Annotated in this window: 3 protein-coding genes; all 3 read left to right on the forward strand. The window is 68.0% G+C overall.

Annotated features, from left to right (window positions below):
* Nucleotides 1–5,417 (forward strand): non-ribosomal peptide synthetase (locus GC106_RS20325; RefSeq protein WP_173132970.1); only part of this gene is annotated, 5,417 nt, incomplete at its 5' end.
* Between the two features lie 11 nt (nucleotides 5,418–5,428).
* Nucleotides 5,429–20,494, forward strand: a complete 15,066-nt coding sequence (locus GC106_RS20330; RefSeq protein WP_173132973.1) for a non-ribosomal peptide synthetase — start codon at nucleotides 5,429–5,431, stop codon at nucleotides 20,492–20,494.
* A complete protein-coding gene (locus GC106_RS20335; protein ID WP_173132976.1) occupies nucleotides 20,491–21,717 on the forward strand; it encodes an MFS transporter in 1,227 nt (408 codons plus the stop codon). The genes GC106_RS20330 and GC106_RS20335 overlap by 4 nt, the downstream gene beginning before the upstream one ends.
* Nucleotides 21,718–21,719 lie beyond the last annotated feature (2 nt).

A 21,719-nucleotide genomic window follows, 5' to 3' on the forward strand; every position in this document is an offset into this window, starting at 1 on the left:
TGCCTGCGGCGGCGATTCGCCGGGTGTTGGACGCGTGTCCTGGGTTGATGGTGGCGGATGTTTATGGTCCGACGGAGACGACGACGTTCGCGACGCAGCGTCCGATGTTGTCGGCCGCAGAGGTGCCGGAAGCGGTGCCGATCGGACGGCCGCTGGACAACATGCGGGTCTATGTTGTGGACGACGAACTGCGGCCGGTACCTGAAGGCGCGCAGGGCGAACTGTTCATCGCCGGTGCCGGTGTGGCGCGCGGCTATCTCGGCAGGCCGGGACTGACCGCCGACCGGTTCGTCGCCGATCCGTTCGGCGAACCGGGTTCCCGGATGTACCGGACCGGAGACGTGGTCCGGTGGGTCGACGGCGAACTGGTCTTTGTCGGGCGTACCGACGACCAGGTGAAGATCCGCGGCTTCCGGATCGAGCTGGGTGAGATCGAATCCGCCGTGCTGCGGCACGAAAGCGTGTCCGAGGCGGTCGTGGTGGTCCGCACAGACGACGGTCGCAAGCGCTTGGTCGCCTACGTCGTCGGAGCGCGGATCGACCAAGCCGGGTTGCGGGACTTCCTCCGGCAGTCCCTGCCGGACTACATGGTGCCGTCGGCGTTCGTCACGCTGGCGAAGTTGCCGCTCAACCGCAACGGCAAGGTCGACCGGCGGGCACTGCCCGAACCGGACTGGTCCGGTGCCGAATCCGCCTATGTCGCGCCACGGACCCACGCCGAGCACGTCCTCACGGAGATCTGGAGTGATCTGCTGCCGGTGCGGCGGGTCGGCGTGGAGGACAACTTCTTCGAGCTCGGCGGTGACTCGATCATCAGCATCCAGGTCGTGTCCCGGGCTCGGCAGGCCGGGCTCGACCTGACACCGAAGGACCTCTTCCTGCACCCGACCGTCGCCGCGTTGGCGGCGAACGTCCCGCACGCCCAGCGGGCGGTGATCGCGCAGGGACCGGTCACGGGAGACGTGCCGCTGACACCGATCCAGCACTGGTTCCTGGCCGGCCACGGCAACCGGCCAGGGCATTTCGACCAGTCGGTCGTGCTGGAGTTCACGGCCGGGCCGGACGTCAAGGCGCTGCGGCAAGCGCTGGACGCGATCGTGACCCACCACGATGCCCTGCGAATGAGACTGGAGTGGGCGGACGGCGAATGGAAGCAGCACAACCCACCCGCCGAGCCGACCGATGTGTTGCGGACAGACGAGGCGTCCCTTGTGGACGCGCACGACTTCGACTTGGCCCGTGGTCCGCTGGTGAAGGCCGTGCTCCAAGGGCGGCGGCTGCTGTTGACCGTCCATCACCTCGTAGTGGACGGCGTCTCCTGGCGCATTCTGCTGGAGGACCTCGACACTGCCTATCGCCAGCTACTCGGCGGCAAGACCGTTCACCTTGGACCGAAGACGACGTCGTTCAAGCATTGGGCCGACAGGCTGACCGCACACGCCATGGCAGGCGGCTTTGACGACGAACTCGACCACTGGAGCGCACTGCCCGACGACAAGCCGCTGCCCAAGAATCGGGAAGGCAGGAACACCATCGGGGTGACGAAAGCCGTCACGGCCGAACTGGATCCGGCGCGGACCCGGGCGTTGTTGCAGGACGTGCCGGGGGTCTACCGGACACGGGTGGACGAGGTGTTGCTGACCGCGCTGAGCCGGGTGCTCGGTCAATGGTCCGGACGCGAACGGGTGCTGGTCGACCTGGAGGGGCACGGCCGGGAGGAGGACCTGCTGGACGGCGTGGACCTGTCCCGGACCGTCGGCTGGTTCACCACGATGTACCCGGTCGCCCTGGACGTCCCGCGGACCGGCTGGGGCGGCGCGCTGAAGTCCGTCAAGGAACAAGTACGTGCCGTTCCGAGGCACGGCATCGGTTACGGCGCACTGCGTTACCTGAGTGACAAGCCGGTCCCCGCGGAATCCCAGGTGAGCTTCAACTACCTGGGCCAGTTCGACTGGGCGGCCACTTCGGACAACTCCACCTGGCAGGTGCGCGGTGGCCTGCAAGCGGACACCGCGCCGGACGCGCCGCGCGCACACCTGTTGGACGTCGTCGGCGTGGTCGAAGGCGGACGGTTGACGTTCACCTGGTACTACTCCGAGGAAATTCATGACGAGTCGACCGTGCGGCGACTGGCGGACGAGCTGACCGGTGCGCTTGGCGAGATCGTCGAGCACTGCGCACGGCCGGATGCCGGTGGACGGACTCCGTCGGACTTCCCGCTGGCCCGGCTGGATCAGGCGGCCGTGGACAAGCTGGCCGGTGATGGGCGTGGTGTCGAGGACATCTACCCGTTGACGCCGATGCAGGCCGGGATGGTCTTCCACAGCCTGTCGCAGCAGGAACAAGGGCTGTACCACGAGCAGATCACGTTCGTGCTGGACGGGGTTACCGACGTGGACGTGTTGCGCCGAGCCTGGCAGCACGTCGTCGATCGGACGCCCGTGCTGCGCACGCGGGTCGCGTGGGAGGGCGTCGCCGAGCCACTTCAGGTGGTGTGCCGGGACGTCGTGCTGCCGGTCCGGGTGCTCGACTGGACTGGACTGTCCGAACCGGACCGGGCAGATCGATTGACGCGGTTGCTCGCCGACGACCGTTCGACCGGTCTGGACCTGTCGGTCGCTCCGCTGATGCGGCTGGTGCTGGCGCGGCTGTCCGGCACCGGCGTCCAGGTGGTCTGGTCCTTCCATCACCTGCTGCTGGACGGCTGGAGCGTCTTCCAGGTGCTGTCCGATGTGTTCGCCGGCCATGCCGCGCTCGCCGGTGGCAGGACACCCGCTTTGACCGGACGGCGCCCGTTCCGCGACTACCTGGAGTGGATCTCGCGGCGGGACCGGCAGGAGGCGGAACACTACTGGCGTGGGGTGCTGGCCGGGTTCCAGGCGCCGACGCCGTTACCGTACGGCAGGCACGCCGGGCCGGACCACGCTTCGCACTCGGTGGACTGGATCGGTCTGGAACTCGGCGAAGAGGACACCGAACGGCTGCGTGACTTCGCGCAGCGCAATGGGTTGACCGTGAACACAGTGGTCCAAGGCGCGTGGGCGTTGTTGTTGTCCCGCTACGGCGGCACGTCCGACGTCGTGTTCGGCACCACTGTGTCGGGCCGCCCCGCCGATCTGCCCGGTGCCGACGCCATCACGGGCATCTTCATCAACACGTTGCCCCTGCGTGTTGAGGTGGCCGACGACGCGAACGCGTTGGACTGGCTGCGGGACCTCCAGTCGGCGCAGGCCGACGCACGGCGGTTCGACTTCGTGTCGCTCGCCGAGATGCAGGGGTGGAGCGAGGTACCGGGCGGGACGAACCTGTTCGACAGCATCGTCGTGTTCGAGAACTACCCGGTCAGCGACGAGACGGCGGCCGAGCACGGGTTGCGCTTGCGTGACCTGGAAGCAGCCGAGACCACCAACTACTCGCTCAGCCTGGGTGTGCGCCCAGGTGCGCGGCTGGCGATCGACCTCGGGTACGACTCTGCACTGTTCGATGTGGACACAGTCGGGCAGATCGCCGCCCATCTGACCCGGGCTCTCGAAGCGTTCGCGGCCGATCCGCGACGGGAGCTCGCCGGGATCGACCTGCTGACCGGCACCGAACGCCGGGAACTGGTGCGCCACACGGACACCACCGCGACGGCCTCGGCCGAATCGGTGTCGAGCCGGTTCGCCGAGCAGGTGCACCGGACACCGGACGCTGTCGCGGTGGTCACCGGAGAGACTTCGTTGACCTACGCCGATCTGGACGCACGGGCCAACAGGCTCGCCAACCGCTTGGTAGAGGCGGGTGTCGGGCTGGAGGACCGGGTCGGCGTGCTGGCCGACCGTTCAGCCGGTTTGGTGGTGGCGGTGCTGGCTGTGGTCAAGGCCGGTGGCGCCTATCTGCCGCTGGACGTGCGCGCCCCGGCGGACCGGATGCGTACGGTTCTGTCCCAAGCTGATGCGGCGGTCCTGCTCACTGACGAAACATGGGCACCAACCGCGCACGATGTCCATAGTGGACGGGTCATGCTGGTCGCCGAGGCAGCCGGATCCGCTGACCCACCGGTGGTGGAGCCGCATCCGGGCAACCTCGTCTACGTCGAGTACACCTCGGGATCTACCGGAACCCCCAAGGGAGTCGCCGTACGGCACCAAGACGTGGTCGCCTTGGCTTCCGACCCGCGGTTCCAGGGACACGAACGGGTCCTGGTGCACTCGCCGTTGGCGTTCGACGCCTCCACGTATGAGCTGTGGGTGCCGCTGCTCAACGGTGGCCAGGTGGTCGTCGCGCCGCCGGGCGATCTCGACGCGGACACGTTGCGTCACTTGATCACTGCGCATGGTGTGACGGAACTGTGGCTCACCGCGGGCCTGTTCCGGCTGCTGGCTCAGGAATGGCCGGATTGTCTCGCCGGTGTCCGGGAAGTGTGGACCGGCGGCGATGTCGTTCCGGCCGCCGCGGTCCGCCGTGTGCTGGCGGCATGCCCGGATCTGGTCGTGGTGGACGGTTACGGGCCGACCGAGACCACGACGTTCGCCACCTCCTACCGGATGCCGGACGGTGAGTCCGTGCCCGATGTGGTGCCGATCGGATCGCCACTGGCCGGGATTCGGACCTACGTGCTGGACGACCGGCTCCGGCTGGTTCCTCCGGGTGCGCTGGGCGAGCTGTACATCGCAGGTTCAGGGCTGGCGCGTGGATACCTCGGCCGCCCAGGGCTGACCGCGCAGCGGTTCGTGGCCGACCCGTTCGGCACTCCGGGTGACCGGATGTACCGGACCGGTGACGTGGTCAGGCGGTCGCGGCAAGGAGTGCTCGAGTTCGTCGGACGGGCCGACGACCAGATCAAGATCCGCGGGTTCCGGCTGGAACTCAGCGAGGTCGAAGCGGTTCTGGCCGGCCAGCCGGACGTCGGCGAAGTTGTCGTCGTGGCGCGGGAGGACGAGCCGGGCCACAAGCGACTCGTGGCCTACGTCGTGCCCACGTCGCCCGGCGTACAACCGGATTCGGCGCGGTTGCGGCAGTTCACCGCCCGTGTGCTGCCCGATTACATGGTGCCGTCGGCGTTCGTGACGCTGGAACGGTTGCCGTTGAGCGCCAACGGGAAGCTCGACCGGGCAGCGTTGCCCGTCCCTGAGGCACAGCAGCGGGGCGAGTACGTCGCGCCTCGCACGGACACCGAGACAGTGCTGGCCGACATCTGGGCCGACGCGCTGGAACGAGACCGGGTCGGGGCCGAGGACAACTTCTTCGAACTCGGCGGTGACTCGGTGCGCAGCCTGCTCATCACCGCGCGGGCCAACGCCGCGTTCGACGTGACCCTCACGCCTCGTGACGTGCTGACCACCTGCACCGTCTCGGCACTGGCCGAGCTGGTGGAGGAAAAGGTCCTGCTCGAACTGGAACGAGTTGCCTTCGGTGACGGCAACGCTGAACTATAAGGGAGAAAGTCATGCCGTCATCGCGAGAGAGTCGTATCTCCGCGTTACCGGAGCATTTGAGAGAGCAGATGCGCCGCAGGCTGGCCGGCCGCGCGGTCCAGACCAACGGCATCCCACGCGCCGACCGTGACAAGCCACTGCCGCTGTCCTTCGCGCAGCAGCGGCTGTGGTTCCTGCACGAGTTCCAGCCCGGTGAGTCGGCGTACAACAGCGCCCTGGCACTGCGGTTGATCGGGCGTCTGGACGTGACCGCGTTGACTGCCGCGGTACAGCGGTTGCGTGACCGGCACGAGTCCCTGCGGACGACGTTCGACGAGGTGGACGGCCGTCCAGTCCAGGTCGTCCATCCGACGCACGAACTTCCGGTGCCTGTCGTGGAAGTGCGCGACGCCGACGAGTGCGACCGTGTGCTTTCCCAGGAGTACGGCACACCGTTCGACCTGAGGCGTGGCCCGGTCGTGCGAGCGCTTCTGGTGCGCATCACGGACGAAGAGCACGTCCTTTTGATCACCGCGCACCACATCGTGACCGACGGCTGGTCCATGGGAGTGCTGACCGACGAGCTGAGCAAAGCGTACGCGGCGGCCCTCAACGGTGAGCGGGAACCGCTGCCACCGCTTCCGACGCAGTACGCGGACTTCGCTGTGTGGCAGCGCGATCGCCTGTCCGACAAGGCGCTGGCGGACCTGCTCGGCTACTGGACGCGGCGTCTGGCCGGGGTCAGCCCGTTGGAGCTGCCGACCGACCGGCCCCGGCCGTCGGTGCGCACGTCCGCAGGCGCGACACACCAGTTCACGATCAGCGCGGACGTCAGCGCCAGGCTCAACGAACTGGCCCGTGCCCGCAACACCACGTTGTTCACCGTGATCACCGCAGCCTGCCAGGCGTTGCTGGCCAGGTATGCCGGTCAGGACGACGTGGCAGTCGGTACGGTCACCTCTGGCCGCAACCGCCCCGAGCTGAACAGACTCGTCGGGTTCTTTGTCAACACCGTCGTCCTGCGTTCCACTGTCGACAGCCGACGCTCGTTCGGCGAGTTCCTCGACGATGTCAAACAAACGGTGCTCGACGCCTTCGCGCACGACGAAGTCCCGCTGGAACGAGTGGTGGACGCGGTGCGGCCGGACCGCGACGTCAGCCGTAACCCGCTGTTCGACGTCATGGTGTTGCTGCACAACACCCCGCGAGGGCTGCCCGAGTTCCCAGGGCTGCGAACCGAACCGGTCGACGTGGCCGGTCAGTCGGCGATCTTCGACCTGAGTCTTGACTTCGTGGAGCACGACGGAGCGCTCACGTGCGCACTGGAGTACAACACCGACCTGTTCGACACCGGCACCATCGAACGATTCGCCGGACATCTGGCCCACTTCTTCGACCAGGTGACAACCGATCCGGACCGTCCTTTGTGGCAGGTATCATGGGGTACGGACCAAGAGCAGGTGCCGAAGGAGAACACGTCCGGTGACGTCGCTTCGTTGACGTTCCCTGAGGTGTTCCAGGAGCAGGTCCGGCGCACGCCGGACGAGACGGCCCTCGTCTGTGCTGGCCGCAGCATGACGTTCGCCGAGTTGAACAGTCGCGCCAACCGGCTGGCGCACCACTTGATCACTCGTGGTGCCGGGCCGGAACGGGTGGTGGCGCTGAGGTTGCCGCGGTCCGCCGAGATGATCGTGGCGATGCTCGCGGTGTTCAAGGCGGGCGCGATCTACCTGCCGGTCGACCCGGGCCTGCCCGCCGACCGGATCGACTTCCTGCTCACGGACGCCGCTCCCGCGCTCGTGCTGAGCGAGCAGGACCTGCGTGACGAGTCGCTGGAGTCCATGCCGGACACCGACCCGGTGACGGCCCTGCGACCGGACAATCCGGCGTACGTGACCTACACCTCCGGGTCCACCGGGAAACCGAAAGGCGTGGTGGTCGAGCACCGCAGCCTGGTGAACCTGCTGCACAGCCACGTGAATGGGTTCGCGGGCGGGGACCGGATGCGGGTCGCGTTGAGCGCGGCGTTGTCGTTCGACACCTCGTTGGAAGGCCCGGTGCTGATGGCCGCGGGCCACGAGCTGCATCTGATCGGTGACGACGTCCGCCTTGACCCGGCGTCGTTCGTGGACTACGTGTCCAGACACCGGATCGACTTCCTGGACCTGACACCGTCCTACGCGCGGCAGCTGATCCCAGCCGGGCTGCTCACCGGGCAACACCGGCCGCGAGTACTGATGCTCGGCGGCGAAGCACTCGGGTCCTCGTTGTGGCAGGAGCTCGCCGCCGTCGACGGCACCGACAGCCACAACTTCTACGGGCCGACCGAATGCACAGTGGACGCTCTGTCGTGCCGGGTCGAAGGTGACCGTCCGGCGATCGGCACGCCGCTGCTCAACGTCCAGGCCTACGTCCTCGACGACATGCTGTGCCCGGTGCCGGTGGGTGTGCCGGGAGAACTGTGCCTGGCGGGCGTCCAGCTCGCGCGGGGATACCTGAATCGTCCTGGCCTGACGGCGGACCGGTTCGTGGCGAATCCCTACGGTCCGCCGGGGTCCCGGATGTACCGGACCGGGGACCGCGTCCGGCGGCTGCCCGACGGTCGGCTGGAGTACCTGGGACGCACCGACGACCAGGTGAAGATCCGCGGCTTCCGGATCGAACCCGGCGAGATCGAGGCCACGCTGCTGCGCCACCCCGAGGTCCGTCAGGCCGTCGTGGTCGCCCGGTCGGACGACAACCACCAGCGGCTCGTGGCGTACGTGGTGGGCGCGGCGGATGACCTGCGCCCGTGGCTGAGCAAGCGTTTGCCCGAGTACATGGTCCCGTCGGCGTTCGTGTGTCTGGACGAAATACCGTTGACGGTCAACGGAAAGGTCGACCGGCGAGCATTGCCCGCGCCGGACTGGGCCACGTTCCGATCCGGGCATGTCGCGCCCCGCACGGAGGCCGAATGTGCCGTCGCGGAGGTCTGGACAGAAGTGCTCGGCGTACCGGAAGTCGGCGTCGAGGACAACTTCTTCGAGCTCGGCGGCGACTCCATCCTGAGCATCCGGGTGGTCTCCCGGCTACGCGCCGTGTTCAACGCGGAGCTGTCGCCACGCTCGGTGTTCCTCGCCCCCACGGTTGCGGGATTGGCCGAGGTGATCTCGCAGAGCACCGGGTCCACGCAGTCCGGCATCCCTGCCGTACCACGAGCCAAGCTGCCCGCCACTTTCCCACTGTCGTTCGCCCAGCAACGCCTGTGGTTCCTCAACGAGTTCGAACCGGACAGTGCCGAGTACCTGTCGCCGCTGATGGTTCGCCTGCGAGGACGACTGGACATCGACGCGTTGACCACGGCGTTGACACAGCTGACCGCGCGGCACGAGTCGTTGCGGACGACGTTCCAGACCGTTGACGGACAAGGTATCCAGGTCGTGCACACACCGCACCCGGTCCAGGTCACGGTCACCGACCTGTCCGGCAGGCCGGAGGCGGACCTCACCCGAATCCTCGGCGAGGAGGCGACCAGCCGGTTCGACCTGCGCGACGGTCCGTTGATGCGTGCGCGGCTGCTCCGGCTGGCCGACGAAGACCATGTGCTGGCCCTGGTGCTGCACCACATCATCACCGATGGCTGGTCCAGTGGCGTGCTGGCCGGTGAGCTCGGCAGCCTGTACCGGGCGGCATTGTCCGGCGTGGACCCACAACTGCCTGACCTTCCGTTGCAGTACGCGGATTACGCCGCGTGGCAACGTGAACAGCTCACTGAACGGATGGACGAGGGCATCCAGTACTGGCGTAGCAGGCTTGAGGGCGTGCCGCCGTTGGAGCTGCCGACCGACCGTCCCAGGCCCGCGGTGCGCGGCAGGAACGGCGCGTTGCTGGAGTCCCGTATCCCCGCTGACGTGACCGCCGGGTTGAAGTCGATCGCCCGCAGCCATGACAGCACCCTGTTCATGACGCTGCTGGCGGCGTGTCAGGTCCTGTTTGCCCGCTGGTCCGGGCAGGACGACATCGCGGTGGGCACCGCGGTGTCCGGCCGGGACCGCGCCGAACTGGAAGGACTGATCGGGTTCTTCGTCAACAGCCTGGTGCTGCGTTCCACAGTGGATCTGGACCGCGGCTTCGCCGGCCTGCTCGGCGACGTGCGCGGCACGGTCCTGGACGCCTTCGCCCACCAGGACGTCCCGTTCGAGCGGGTGGTGGACGAACTGCAACCGGTCCGGGACACCAGCAGGACACCGCTGTTCCAGGTGATGGTCCTGCTGCAGAACAATTTCGGCAAGGACCTCGACCTGCCCGGCCTGCGGGCCGAGGAGATCGCCCCGCCCCGGGTGGCCGCCAGTTTCGACCTGACGTTGCAGTTCCAGGAGAACGACGGCGTGCTGGACGCGCTCGTCATCTACGACACAGACCTGTTCGACGCGGCCACCATCGAGCGGATGACCGGCTGGCTGCACCGTCTTCTCGCCGGGATCGCAGCCGACGCGAACCGGCCGCTGGCCCGGCAACCGTGGGTCTCGGACGAGGACCGGCACCGGCTGCTGGTCGAGTGGAACGGTAAGGCCGCGAACCTCCCGGTCGCCACGCTGCCCGAACTGTTCGAGGCACAGGTGGCGCGAACACCGGACGCCACCGCGGTGACCCGCGCGGGAACCGAGATCACGTACGCCGAGCTGAACACCCGCGCGAACCGGCTTGCGCACAAGCTGATCGAGCAGGGCGCGGGCCCCGAGAAGCTGGTCGCCCTGGTGCTGCCCCGATCCGTCGACATGGTCGTGGCGATCCTGGCCGTGCTCAAGGCCGGTGCCGGTTACCTGCCGATCGATCCGGCCTATCCCCAGGCCCGGATCACCGGCATGATCGACGACGCCGAACCGGCGGTGGTCCTGGACTCGATTCCGCCGTGCGATGACCACCCGGACACCAATCCGCGGACCTCCTTGGTCCCGGACAACCCGGCGTACGTGATCTACACGTCCGGGTCGACCGGGAAGCCGAAGGGCGTGGTGATCCCGCACGCCAACGTCACCCGGCTTTTCACGGCAACGGACGACTGGTTCGGATTCACCGGCGAGGACGTGTGGACGCTGTTCCACTCCTACGCGTTCGACTTCTCCGTCTGGGAGCTGTGGGGAGCGCTGCTGTACGGCGGGAAACTGGTCGTGGTGCCACACGATGTGTCGCGGTCGCCCGAGGACTTCCTCAAGCTCTTGGCTGATCAGCGGGTCACCGTGCTCAACCAGACACCGTCGGCGTTCTACTCGCTGGTCCGTGCCGACCGGGAGAACCCCGGTACCCGGCTGGATCTGCGTTACGTGATCTTCGGCGGCGAGGCCTTGGACCCGAGCCGTCTGGCTGACTGGTACACCCGCCACGAGGACAACGCGCCAGCGTTGATCAACATGTACGGGATCACGGAGACCACGGTCCACGTCACGTACCAGCCGCTCACCGAAGGCGGCGGTGTCGGCGTGCCGATCCCGGACCTGCGGGCCTATGTCCTGGACGCGGACCTGTCGCCGGTCGCGCCCGGGGTCACCGGGGAGCTGTACGTGGCAGGCGCCGGACTGGCCCGCGGGTATCTGAACCGGCCGGGCCTGACCGCGTCCCGGTTCGTGGCCGACCCGTTCGGCCCGCCCGGGTCCCGGATGTACCGCACCGGAGACCTGTTGCGCTGGAACGGTTCCGGGAAGCTGGAGTACCAGGGCCGCGCCGACCAGCAGGTGAAGATCCGCGGCTTCCGGATCGAACTCGGCGAGGTCGAGGCGGCGGTGCTCGCCCATCCCGCGGTCGCGGAAGCAGCGGTGATCGCGCGGGACAACCGGCTTTTCGCTTACGTGGTCTCCCGCGAAGAGGCCAGCTCGGTGAACCTGCGGGCATTCGTGGCGGAGTCGCTGCCCGGCCACATGGTTCCCTCCGCGTTCGTCATGCTCGAAGCGCTGCCCTTGAACACCAACGGAAAGCTCGACCGCGCGGGGTTGCCGGCGCCCGACGGAAGACCGGCGGCCGAGAACTACGTGCCGCCGCGCACCCCGGTGGAGCACGAGCTGGTCCGGATCTGGTCGGACGTGCTCGGGGTGTCCCGGGTGGGCGTCGAGGACAACTTCTTCGGTCTCGGCGGCGACTCGATCCTCAGCATCCAGGTGGTGTCCCGGGCCCGGCAGGCGGGCATGACCATGTCCGCCAAGGACATGTTCACCTACCAGACGATCGCCGAGCTGGCCACGGTCGTGCAGTCCAGGACTTCCGCGGCGCGGGTCGAACGCCCGGTGGTGACCGGTCCGGTACCGCTCACCCCGATCCAGCGCTGGTTCCTCGACGACCCGCACCGTGATCCCCACCACCTGGCCATGTCCGTCCACCTGGAACTCGCCGACGAGCCGGACGTCGCGGCTCTGTCGAGCGCGGTGGCCGCACTGGTCGAGCACCACGGCGCCTTGCGGATGCGCTTCTCACGTGTCGCGGGGGAGTGGCGGCAGGAACCGGCCGAAGCCCGTGACGGCGTGTTCACCCGGTGTGATCTGTCCGGGATAGACACCGTGGAGCGTCTCGCGGCCATGGAAAGGGCCGCACTGCGTGCCCAGTCGTCCATGGACATCACGGCAGGCCCTCTCGTGCGGGTCATCCTGTTCACAGGCGAGCGGCCCTCCTTGTTCCTGACCGCACACCACCTGGTCACCGACGGCGTGTCGTGGCGGATTCTGCTCGGCGATCTGGAGACCGCGTACCGGCAGGCGGTGTCCGGTGCGGAGATTTCACTGGAGCCGAGCGGAATCCGGTTCACCGAGTGGGCGCACCTGCTGAACGAGCACGTCCGGTCCGGTGGCCTCGACGACGACCTGCCGTACTGGACTTCCTTGGCCGAAGGCCCGGATCTGCCTGTTGACCGGCGTGGTGACAACACTGTCGGCTCCACGCGTACCGTTTCGGTCCGGCTCGGCCGTGGGGACACGCACGCGCTGGTGCAGCAGGTGCCTGACGTGTACCGGACCCAGGCCAACGATGTGCTGCTGAGCGCTCTGGGGCGGGTCCTGGCGCGGTGGACGGGAAGCGAACGTGTCCTGGTCACGATGGAAGGCCACGGGCGGGAGGAGATCCTGCCCGGCGTCGACCTGTCGCGAACCGTGGGCTGGTTCACCGCCCAGTTCCCGGTGGCACTGACCATTCCGGACAGCGGAACCGGCGCGCTGCTCAAGTCGGTCAAGGAGCAGCTGCGGGCCGTCCCCAACCGGGGCCTCGGCTACGAAGCACTGCGCTACCTGCGCCCGGGCAGCGGCCTGGAGAACCGCCCGTTGCCCCAGATCAGCTTCAACTACCACGGCCAGTGGGATGTCGGGCAGGCCCAGGAAGGCCTGTTCCGCGGCCGCGGTGCCGACCTCGGCCAGGACGCGCCGCCGGAGAACGGGCGGCCGTACCTGATCGACATCGTCGGTGTCGTCGAGAACGGCGAACTCGGTCTGTCCTGGCAGTATTCCGACCAGATACACGACGAGACCACCGTCCAGCGGCTCGCCGACGAGATGATCCAGGAACTGAAACGGATCATCGAGCACTGCACGCGGCCCGAGGCGGGTGGCCGGACACCGTCGGACTTCCCGCTCACCCGTCTCACTCAGTCCCAAGTGGACGAGATAGCGGGGGATGGCCGGTCGGTCGCCGACATCTACCCGCTGACGCCGTTGCAGGCCGGTATGCTGTTCCACTCGTTGGTGGACAACGGGTCCACGGCGTACTTCGACCAGTTCCAGCTAAGGCTTTCCGGGGTGTCGGAGCCGGCGGTGCTGGCCGAGGCGTGCCGGCGGGTCGTGAACCGGACGCCCGCGTTGCGCACCAGCCTGGTGTGGGAGGGCCTTGATGACCCGGTGCAGGTGGTGCATCGCCGCGTCGACGTCCCCACGGTTCAGCATGATTGGCGGCACCTGTCCGAAGAGGACCAGCGGGTCGCGCTGGCGGAGCTGGTGGAAGCGGACGCGGCAGCGGGCATGGACCTGTCCCGTCCGCCGCTGACACGGCTGGCCGTCGCGCGGCTGACCGACGACGAGGTGCTGCTGGTCTGGACCGCACACCACGTGCTGATGGACGGCTGGAGCCTGGCCCAGGTGCTGGCCGAGATGTGTGAGCAGTACACGGCAACGGTCTCCGGGCGCAACCCGAAGTTGCCGTCCCGGCGCCCGTTCCGTGATTACCTGCGATGGCTGGGTGAGCAGGACCAAGCCGCCGCCGAGGAGCATTGGCGGGCGGTGCTCAGCGGATTCACCGCGCCGACGCGGTTGCCGTACGACCGGCCGCCCGCCGAGGCGCACCGCTCCGAATCGAGCGGCTCGGTGCGGCTCGAAGTGTCAGCCGAGCAGTCCGCGCGACTGCACCACCTGGCCAGGCTCGGCGGGCTCACTGTGAACACGATCGTCCAAGGCGCCTGGGCGCTCCTGCTTTCCCGGTACAGCGGCGAACACGATGTCGCGTTCGGTGTCACGGTCTCCGGCAGGCCCGCTGACCTGCCGGGCGTGGAATCCATGGTGGGCATGTTCATCAACACCGTGCCCGCCCGAGTGCGAGTTCAGGATGGACAGGACGTGCTCGCCTGGTTGCGGACGCTGCAGAGTGAGCAGGCCGAGTCACGGCCGTTCGACTTCGTCGCCCTGGCACAGTTGCAGTCGTGGAGTGATGTCCCGGCGGGCACCGGGATCTTCGACAGCGTGGTGGTGTTCGAGAACTACCCGGTGGACGAGCTGGTGAACGCCGGGCAGGGCATCCGGATCGAGGACGTCCAGGGCCGGGACACCACGAGCTACCCGCTGGCGCTGACCGCGCACATCAGCGACCGGCTGCGGCTGGAGCTGGAGTACGACCCGGACCTGTTCGACAGCACCACGATCGAGCGCATGGTCGGCCACCTCGACGTGCTCCTCGCGGGAGTCGCGGACAGGCCGGAGAGTCCCCTGCGCGAACTGCCGTTGCTGACCGCGCGCGAATCGCACCGCCTCTTGATCGAGTGGAACGACACCGCGCGCGACGTGCCGTCGGTGACGTTCCCCGAAATGTTCGAACAACAAGTGGCGCGCACACCCCATGAGACCGCACTCGTATGCGGGGACACGAGATTCGACTTCGACGAGCTCAACCAGCGGGCGAACCGGCTTGCCCGCTGGCTGGTGGCACAGGGCGCCGGGCCGGAGCGGGTGGTGGCCCTCAAGCTGCCGAGGTCCGCGGACTTCGTGGTGGCCATGCTCGCGGTGTTCAAGGCGGGCGCGGTTTACCTGCCGATCGACCCGGACCTGCCCGCCGACCGGATCGGCTTCGTGCTGCGGGACGCCGATCCAGTCCTCGTGCTCACTCCCGACCAGCTCGATCTGGTGGACGATCAGGACGGCACCAATCTGACCGACGCCGACCGGCTCAGGCCGCTGACGCCTGGCAACTCCCTGTACGTGATCTACACGTCCGGATCGACAGGCAGGCCGAAGGGCGTGGTGATCGAACACCACAGCCTGGCGAACCTCTTGGTCAACCACCGCAACGACTTCGTCGCCGACGCGGGCGTGCCGCGGCTGCGGGTGGGTCTGTCGGCGGTTTTCTCCTTCGACACGTCTTTTGAGGCGATCGTCCTGATGGCAGACGGGCACGAGCTGCATGTGCTGACTGACGACATCCGGCTGGACCCGGCCGCGTTCACCCGCTACGTGTCCGACCGGGAGATCGACTTCCTCGACCTCACCGCGTCCTACGCGCACCAATTGCTCAACGCCGGTCTGCTCGCCGCGGGCCGCCGCAGGCCGCGCGTGATCTCGTTGGGTGGCGAGGCCGTCGACGACGCCTTGTGGCGCAGGCTGTCCACCGTTTCCGACGTGGCCACGTACAACTTCTACGGACCCACCGAGTTCACAGTGGACGCTGTGTCGTGCAGGCTGAAAGCCGGTGACCGCCCCGTCATCGGCCGGCCGCTGGCCAACACCCGGGCCTACGTGCTGGACGAGCGGTTACGACCGGTTCCGGTCGGCGTGCCCGGCGAGTTGTACCTGGCCGGTGACCAGGTGGCCCGGGGGTATCTCAACCGGCCCGGCCTGACCGCCGGCCGGTTCATCGCCGATCCGTTCGGCGCACCCGGCTCGCGGATGTACCGCACCGGGGACCGGGTGAGCTGGCGAGCGGACGCGTCCCTGGAGTACCTGGGCCGGGTGGACGACCAGGTCAAGATCCGGGGATTCCGGATCGAACCCGGCGAGGTCGAAGCCGCGTTGCTGCGCCATCCCAACGTGACCGAGGCAGTGGTGATGGCCCGTCAGGACGGTGAACACCGCCGGTTGGTCGCCTACGTTGTCGGGGCTCAGGCCGACCCGGCCGAGCTGCGAGCGTGGTTGCGGCAGACCTTGCCCGACTACATGGTTCCGGCAGCGTTCGTCGGGCTGGCGGCACTTCCGTTGACAGCCAACGGCAAGGTCGACCGGAAGGCGCTGCCCGCGCCGGACGTCCAGCCCGACACCGGCACCGCGTACGCGGCGCCCCGAACGCCCGTCGAGCAGCAACTGTGCGAAATCTGGTCGGCCGTGCTCGGCGTGCCACGGGTCGGCATCGAGGACAACTTCTTCGAACTGGGCGGCGACTCCATCCTGAGCATCCGCTTGATGTCCAAAGTACGGACGGTATTCGGGATCACGCTGTCGCCCAGGGCGGTGTTCACCGCCACGACCGTGGCCGGGCTGGCCGAGGTGATCTCGGCCGGTGCCGGGCTGGACCGTTCGGTGATCCCGGCCGTCGCGCGTACCGGTGAGCTCCCGCTGTCGTTCGCCCAGCAAAGACTGTGGTTCCTCAACGAGTTCGAGCCCGGCGGCACCGAATACCTGTCACCGTTGATGATGCGGCTGCGTGGAATGTTGGACGTCGAGGCGCTCACCAACGCGTTGACCGCGCTGGTCGCTCGGCACGAGTCGCTGCGGACTACCTTCCACACCGTCGACGGTCATGGCGTGCAGGTCGTGCACGAGCCGCAAGCGGTCCGGATTCCGGTCGTCGACGTACCGGAAAGTGAGCTGGCGCAAGCCCTCGAACAGGCGAGCCGCGAACCGTTCGACCTGGCCAACGGGCCGCTGATGCGGCCGGAGCTGCTCCGGGTGACCGAAGAGGACCACGTTCTGCTGCTGATGATGCACCACATCATCACGGACGGCTGGTCTGGTTCGGTGATCACGGACGAACTCACCGCGCTCTACCGTGCTGAGCTGTCCGGCGTGGACGCTCAACTGCCCACCCTGCCCATCCAGTACGCGGACTTCGCGGTGTGGCAGCGCGGCTACCTCACCGGCGCGGTGCTGGAGCGGCAACTGGACTACTGGCGCGGTCAGCTGGATGGTGTCCCGGCGTTGGAGCTGCCCACCGACCGGCCACGGCCCGCGGTGCGGACGACCAACGGAGCGGTGCACGGCTTCGAAGTCCCGGCTGAGGTGGTCGAGCGGCTCAAATCCCTGGCACATCAGCAGGACGGCACGTTGTTCATGGCGTTGATCGCCGCCTGCCAAGCGTTGTTCGCGCGGTGGTCGGGACAGGACGATGTCGCTGTCGGGACGGTCGTGTCCGGCCGGGAACGTGCCGAGCTGGAAGGTCTGATCGGGTTCTTCGTCAACACACTCGTGCTGCGTTCCACCGTGCAAGGTACGTTCCGCGAGTTCCTGACGGCGGTCCGGGACACCACATTGGACGCGTTCGCCCATCAGGACCTGCCGTTCGAGCGCGTGGTGGACGAGCTGCACCCGGTCCGGGACACCAGCCGGACACCGCTGTTCCAGGCGATGGTGATCCTGCAGAACAACCCGGGAGAGGACCTCGATCTGCCCGGCCTGCGGGCCGAGGACCTGGAACTGCCGGTCGTGTCGGCCAACTTCGACGTGACGGTCGAGTTCACCGAACACGACGGCTCGTTGTTCGGCGGTGTCACGTACAACACGGATCTGTTCGACGCGGCGACGATCGAGCGCATGACAGGTCACTTGACCGCGCTGCTCGACGCGGTGACGGCCGACCCTGACCAAATGCTCGCTCAGGTACCGCTGCTGAGCGCGGACGAACGACGGCAGGTGCTGTACGACTGGAACGACAGCGCGCACTCCGTGCGTGACGTCACCCTGACCGATCTGGTTGAGGAACAGGTCGCCCGCACGCCGGACGCGACCGCGGTGATCGCCGGAGGTACGAAGTGGACGTTCACCGAGTTGGACGCCTGGGCGAACCGGCTTTCGCACAAGCTGATCCGGCACGGCGTCCGGCGGGGTGACTACGTCGCGGTCCGCATGCCCCGCTCGGCCGAGCTGATCGTCGCCGTGCTCGCGGTGCTCAAGGCCGGAGCCGCGTATGTGCCGATGGAACCGGACCACCCGGCCGACCGGATCTCGGCCATGCTCGAAGACTCGGCCCCGGCGCTGGTCCTGGACTGTCTGGAAGCGGTCCGGGACACCATCGGGTTGCCGGACACCGATCCGGCTGTCCCGCGGTCGCCCCGGGACCCGGCGTACGTGATCTACACGTCCGGCTCGACCGGGCGGCCGAAGGGCGTGGTCGTCGCGCACCGGTCGGTCGTCAACTACCTGACATGGGCCGCCGAGGTCTATCCGAGCCTGAGTGGCGTCGGTGTGCTGCATTCGCCGGTGTCGTTCGATCTCACGGTCACCACCCTGTACGGGCCGCTGATCACCGGCGGGTGCATCCGGGTCGAGAACCTGACTGACGACCCGGTTCCGGACGGCACGACGACGACCTTCCTCAAGGCCACACCCAGTCACCTGGCGCTGCTGAACACACTGCCCGCCGAGTTCTCGCCGACTGGCGACCTTGTCGTCGGCGGTGAGCAACTGCTGGGCGAAGTGGTCGACGAGTGGCGGACGGCGAACCCCACCGCGACCGTGATCAACGAGTACGGCCCGACCGAGACCACGGTCGGCTGCATGGAGTACCGGATCGAACCGGGCACGCCGCTGGCGCAAGGACCGGTCCCGATTGGCACGCCTGCGTGGAACAGCCGCCTTTACGTCCTTGACGGGTCGCTGAACCCGGTGCCGGTGGGTGTTCCCGGCGAGCTGTACATCGCCGGTGACGGTCTGGCTGTGGGCTATCTCCACCGCCCAGGGCTTACCGCGCAACGGTTTGTCGCCTGTCCGTTCGGCGTTCCCGGCGAGCGGATGTATCGAACGGGCGATCTGGTCCGGTGGCGGGCCGACGGCGTGATGGAGTACTTGGGACGCGTCGACGACCAGGTGAAGATCCGCGGTCACCGCGTCGAGCTGGGCGAGATCGAATCGGCACTGCTGCGGCATCCCGAGGTCGCCGAGGCGGCCGTCAAGGTCAAGGACAACCGTCTTGCCGGATATGTGGTCGCGGCGAGCCCGCCGAACGCGGACGTGCTGCGCGAGTGGCTGGCCCGGACACTGCCCGCGTACATGGTTCCGTCCGCGTTCGTCACGCTGGACGCCTTGCCCGTGACTCCCAACGGGAAGGTGGACCGCAAGGCGTTGCCGGACCCGGACATGGCACCGGAGCACGACCACGTCGAGCCCCGCACGCCGGTGGAGCGGGCGCTGGCCCAGATCTGGGCCGCTGTGCTGGGCGTCGGCCGGGTCGGCGTGCACGACAACTTCTTCGACCTCGGCGGTGACTCGATCCTGAGCATCCAGGTGGTGTCCAGGGCGCGGAACGCCGGGCTGGGCCTGCGGGCCAAGGACCTGTTCCTGCACCAGACACTGGAGTCCCTGGCGGAGGTGGTCACCGTGCTCGACAATGACAGCCCCGCGAGTACAGCGGTGGTCAGCGGTGACGTTCCGCTGACCCCGATCCAGCAGTGGTTCTTCGAGACGTACGAAGGGAACCCGCGTCACTTCAACCAGTCCCAGCTGCTGGAGCTGACAGTGGATCTGGACGAACAGGCTTTGCGGCAGGCAGTGGACGCGCTGCTGGTGCACCACGACGCTCTGCGGATGCGGTTCGAGTTCGCAGACGGCCAGTGGCGCCAGCACAACGCGCCCGCAGAACCGGCGAATGTCCTCGAACGGCACGACTTGTCCGGTGTGCCCGAAGTGGACCGTATGACGACGATGGCGAAGGTCGCGGACGACGTGCACGCGAGCTTCGACCTGGCCCGTGGTCCGCTGCTGAAAGCGGTGCTGTTCACGACCGGGCACGACTCGCCGCCGTGGTTGTTCATGGCGGTGCACCACCTGGTCGTCGACGGTGTTTCGTGGCGCATCCTGTTCGATGACCTCACCACGGCGTACTCCCAGGCCATGGCCGGGCAGCGGATCGACCTCGGCGCGAAGGGCACGTCCTTCCAGGAGTGGTCGAACCGGCTGGTCCGGTACGTCGCCGACGGTCAGGTGGACCACGAGATGGATCACTGGGTGTCGGTGTCGCAGGCTGTAGCGGAGTCTGGCGAGCTGCCGGTGGATCACGCGCACCCGCGACCGGGCACTCCGCCCGCCACCGTGGCCGTCGAGCTGAGCATCGAGGACACGGACGCGCTTGTGCGTTCTGCCCCGACGGTTTACCGCACCAGGATCAACGACGTGTTGCTGGCCGCGCTCGCCCGTGCGCTGTCGAGCTGGACCGGCCGGGACACGGTGTCGCTCGATCTCGAAGGGCACGGCCGCGAAGAGATCATGGACGACGTCGACCTGTCGCGGACGGTCGGCTGGTTCACCTCGATCTACCCGGTCGCGCTCACGGTCGCTGACGGCGGCTGGCGTGCTCTGGTCAAGTCGGTGCGCAGGCAGTTGCGGATGATCCCGGGGAACGGCTTCGGTTTCGGCCCACTGCGTTACCTGGGGCGCCTGCCCGGCAACGGTCCTCAGCCAGGGATTCTTTTCAACTACCTGGGGCAGTGGGACAGCGCGGCGGGCGAGCCGGACCACGGGCTGCTGCGAGCGTCGCACGGCCCGGCCGGACAGGAGAGCGACCCGGGCGGGCGTGGCCCGCACCTGCTGGAGATCGTCGGCGCGGTCGGCGAGGGACAACTGAGGTTCAGCGTGTACTACCAGCCGGACCGGCACGAGAAGTCCACTGTGGAGACCTTCGCCGCCGGGTTCGCCGACGCCCTGCGCGGTATCGCGGCCGACTGCCGGGAGTCGTCATGACGGACTCCTTGCGGCGCAACCGGGACTACCGGTTGTTGTGGGTCAGCCAGGCGTTGTCCGAGGTCGGCATCAACGCGTCGATGATCGCGTTGCCCCTGTTGGTGCTCGCGGTCACCGGCTCACCCGCTGCCTCCGGGCTCGTGCTCAGTGCCGGAGCCGCGGCCCAGTTGATCGCCGGGCTGCCCGCGGGCGCGTTGGTGGACCGGTGGAACCGCAAGAAGGTGATGCTGGCCTGCGAGGCGGTTCAGGCGATCACCGTGGGCAGTCTGGTTTTCGTGCTGTGGACTGGGACCGCGACCGTGTCCTATATGGTCACGGTTGTCGTCGTCCTCGGCGTGTGCCGGGCGTTGTTCGAGCCAGCGGAGGACGCGAGCCTGCCGAAACTCGTCCCCCCGGAGCAGTTGTCGGCCGCCGTCGCGATGAACACCGCCCGCGGGTACGTCGGCCAGCTGTCCGGCACCGCGCTGGGCGGCGTGCTGTTCGCCTTGCGCAGATGGGTGCCCTTCGCCGTCGAAGCGGTGGCGCACGTGGCCGCGTTCTTCATGCTGCTGTTCCTGCGACTGCCGGCGCAGGAACGCAAACCCGCTCCGGCGGGCAGTTTCCACCGCGAGGTGCTGGAAGGGATGCGCTGGGTCTGGCGGCAGCGGCTGATCCGGATGATCGCGGTCTGCGCGATCGGCCTGAACTTCTTCTTCCAGGCGTTCTACCTGATGGTGATCGCGCTGGCGCAGCAACGGGGCGTGCCGGCCGGCGAGATCGGCGTGATGGCGGCGATGTTCGGCGGCGGTGGCATCCTCGGCGCGCTCGTCGCGCCCTACCTGCACCGCCGGGTCCGGCCGCATGTCTCGATCGTCGCGGTGTTCTGGGCACTGGCCGTGCTGATCCCGATGGCGATCTTCGCGGGCAACGGCTACGTGATGGGCGCGCTGTTCGCGGCGATGGCCTTCCTGGCGCCGACCGCGAACACCACGATCACCACCTACCAGCTGCTGCTCACACCGGACGAGTTGCGTGGCCGGCTGAGCAGCGTGATGAGCGTGACCCTCGGGGTCGCGGCCATCGCAGGCCCGGCGGTGGGCGGCGTGCTGATGGAGGTGCTGTCCGGGCCACAGGCGATCCTGGCCTGCGCCCTCGGGGTCGCGATCCTGGCCGTGGTCGCGACGGCCAGCCCGACGATGCGCCGCTTCCCCGCGCCCGAGTCCCTGGCTTCGACGAGTTCATAGGA

Origin of the sequence: Kibdelosporangium persicum (assembly GCF_013280595.1) — a bacterium.
GTDB lineage: Bacteria > Actinomycetota > Actinomycetes > Mycobacteriales > Pseudonocardiaceae > Kibdelosporangium > Kibdelosporangium persicum.

Coding starts and splice junctions, on each gene's coding strand:
- GC106_RS20330 (WP_173132973.1), top strand. CDS start 5,429: ATGCCGTCATCGCGAGAGAGTCGTATCTCCGCGTTACCGGAGCATTTG.
- GC106_RS20335 (WP_173132976.1), top strand. CDS start 20,491: ATGACGGACTCCTTGCGGCGCAACCGGGACTACCGGTTGTTGTGGGTC.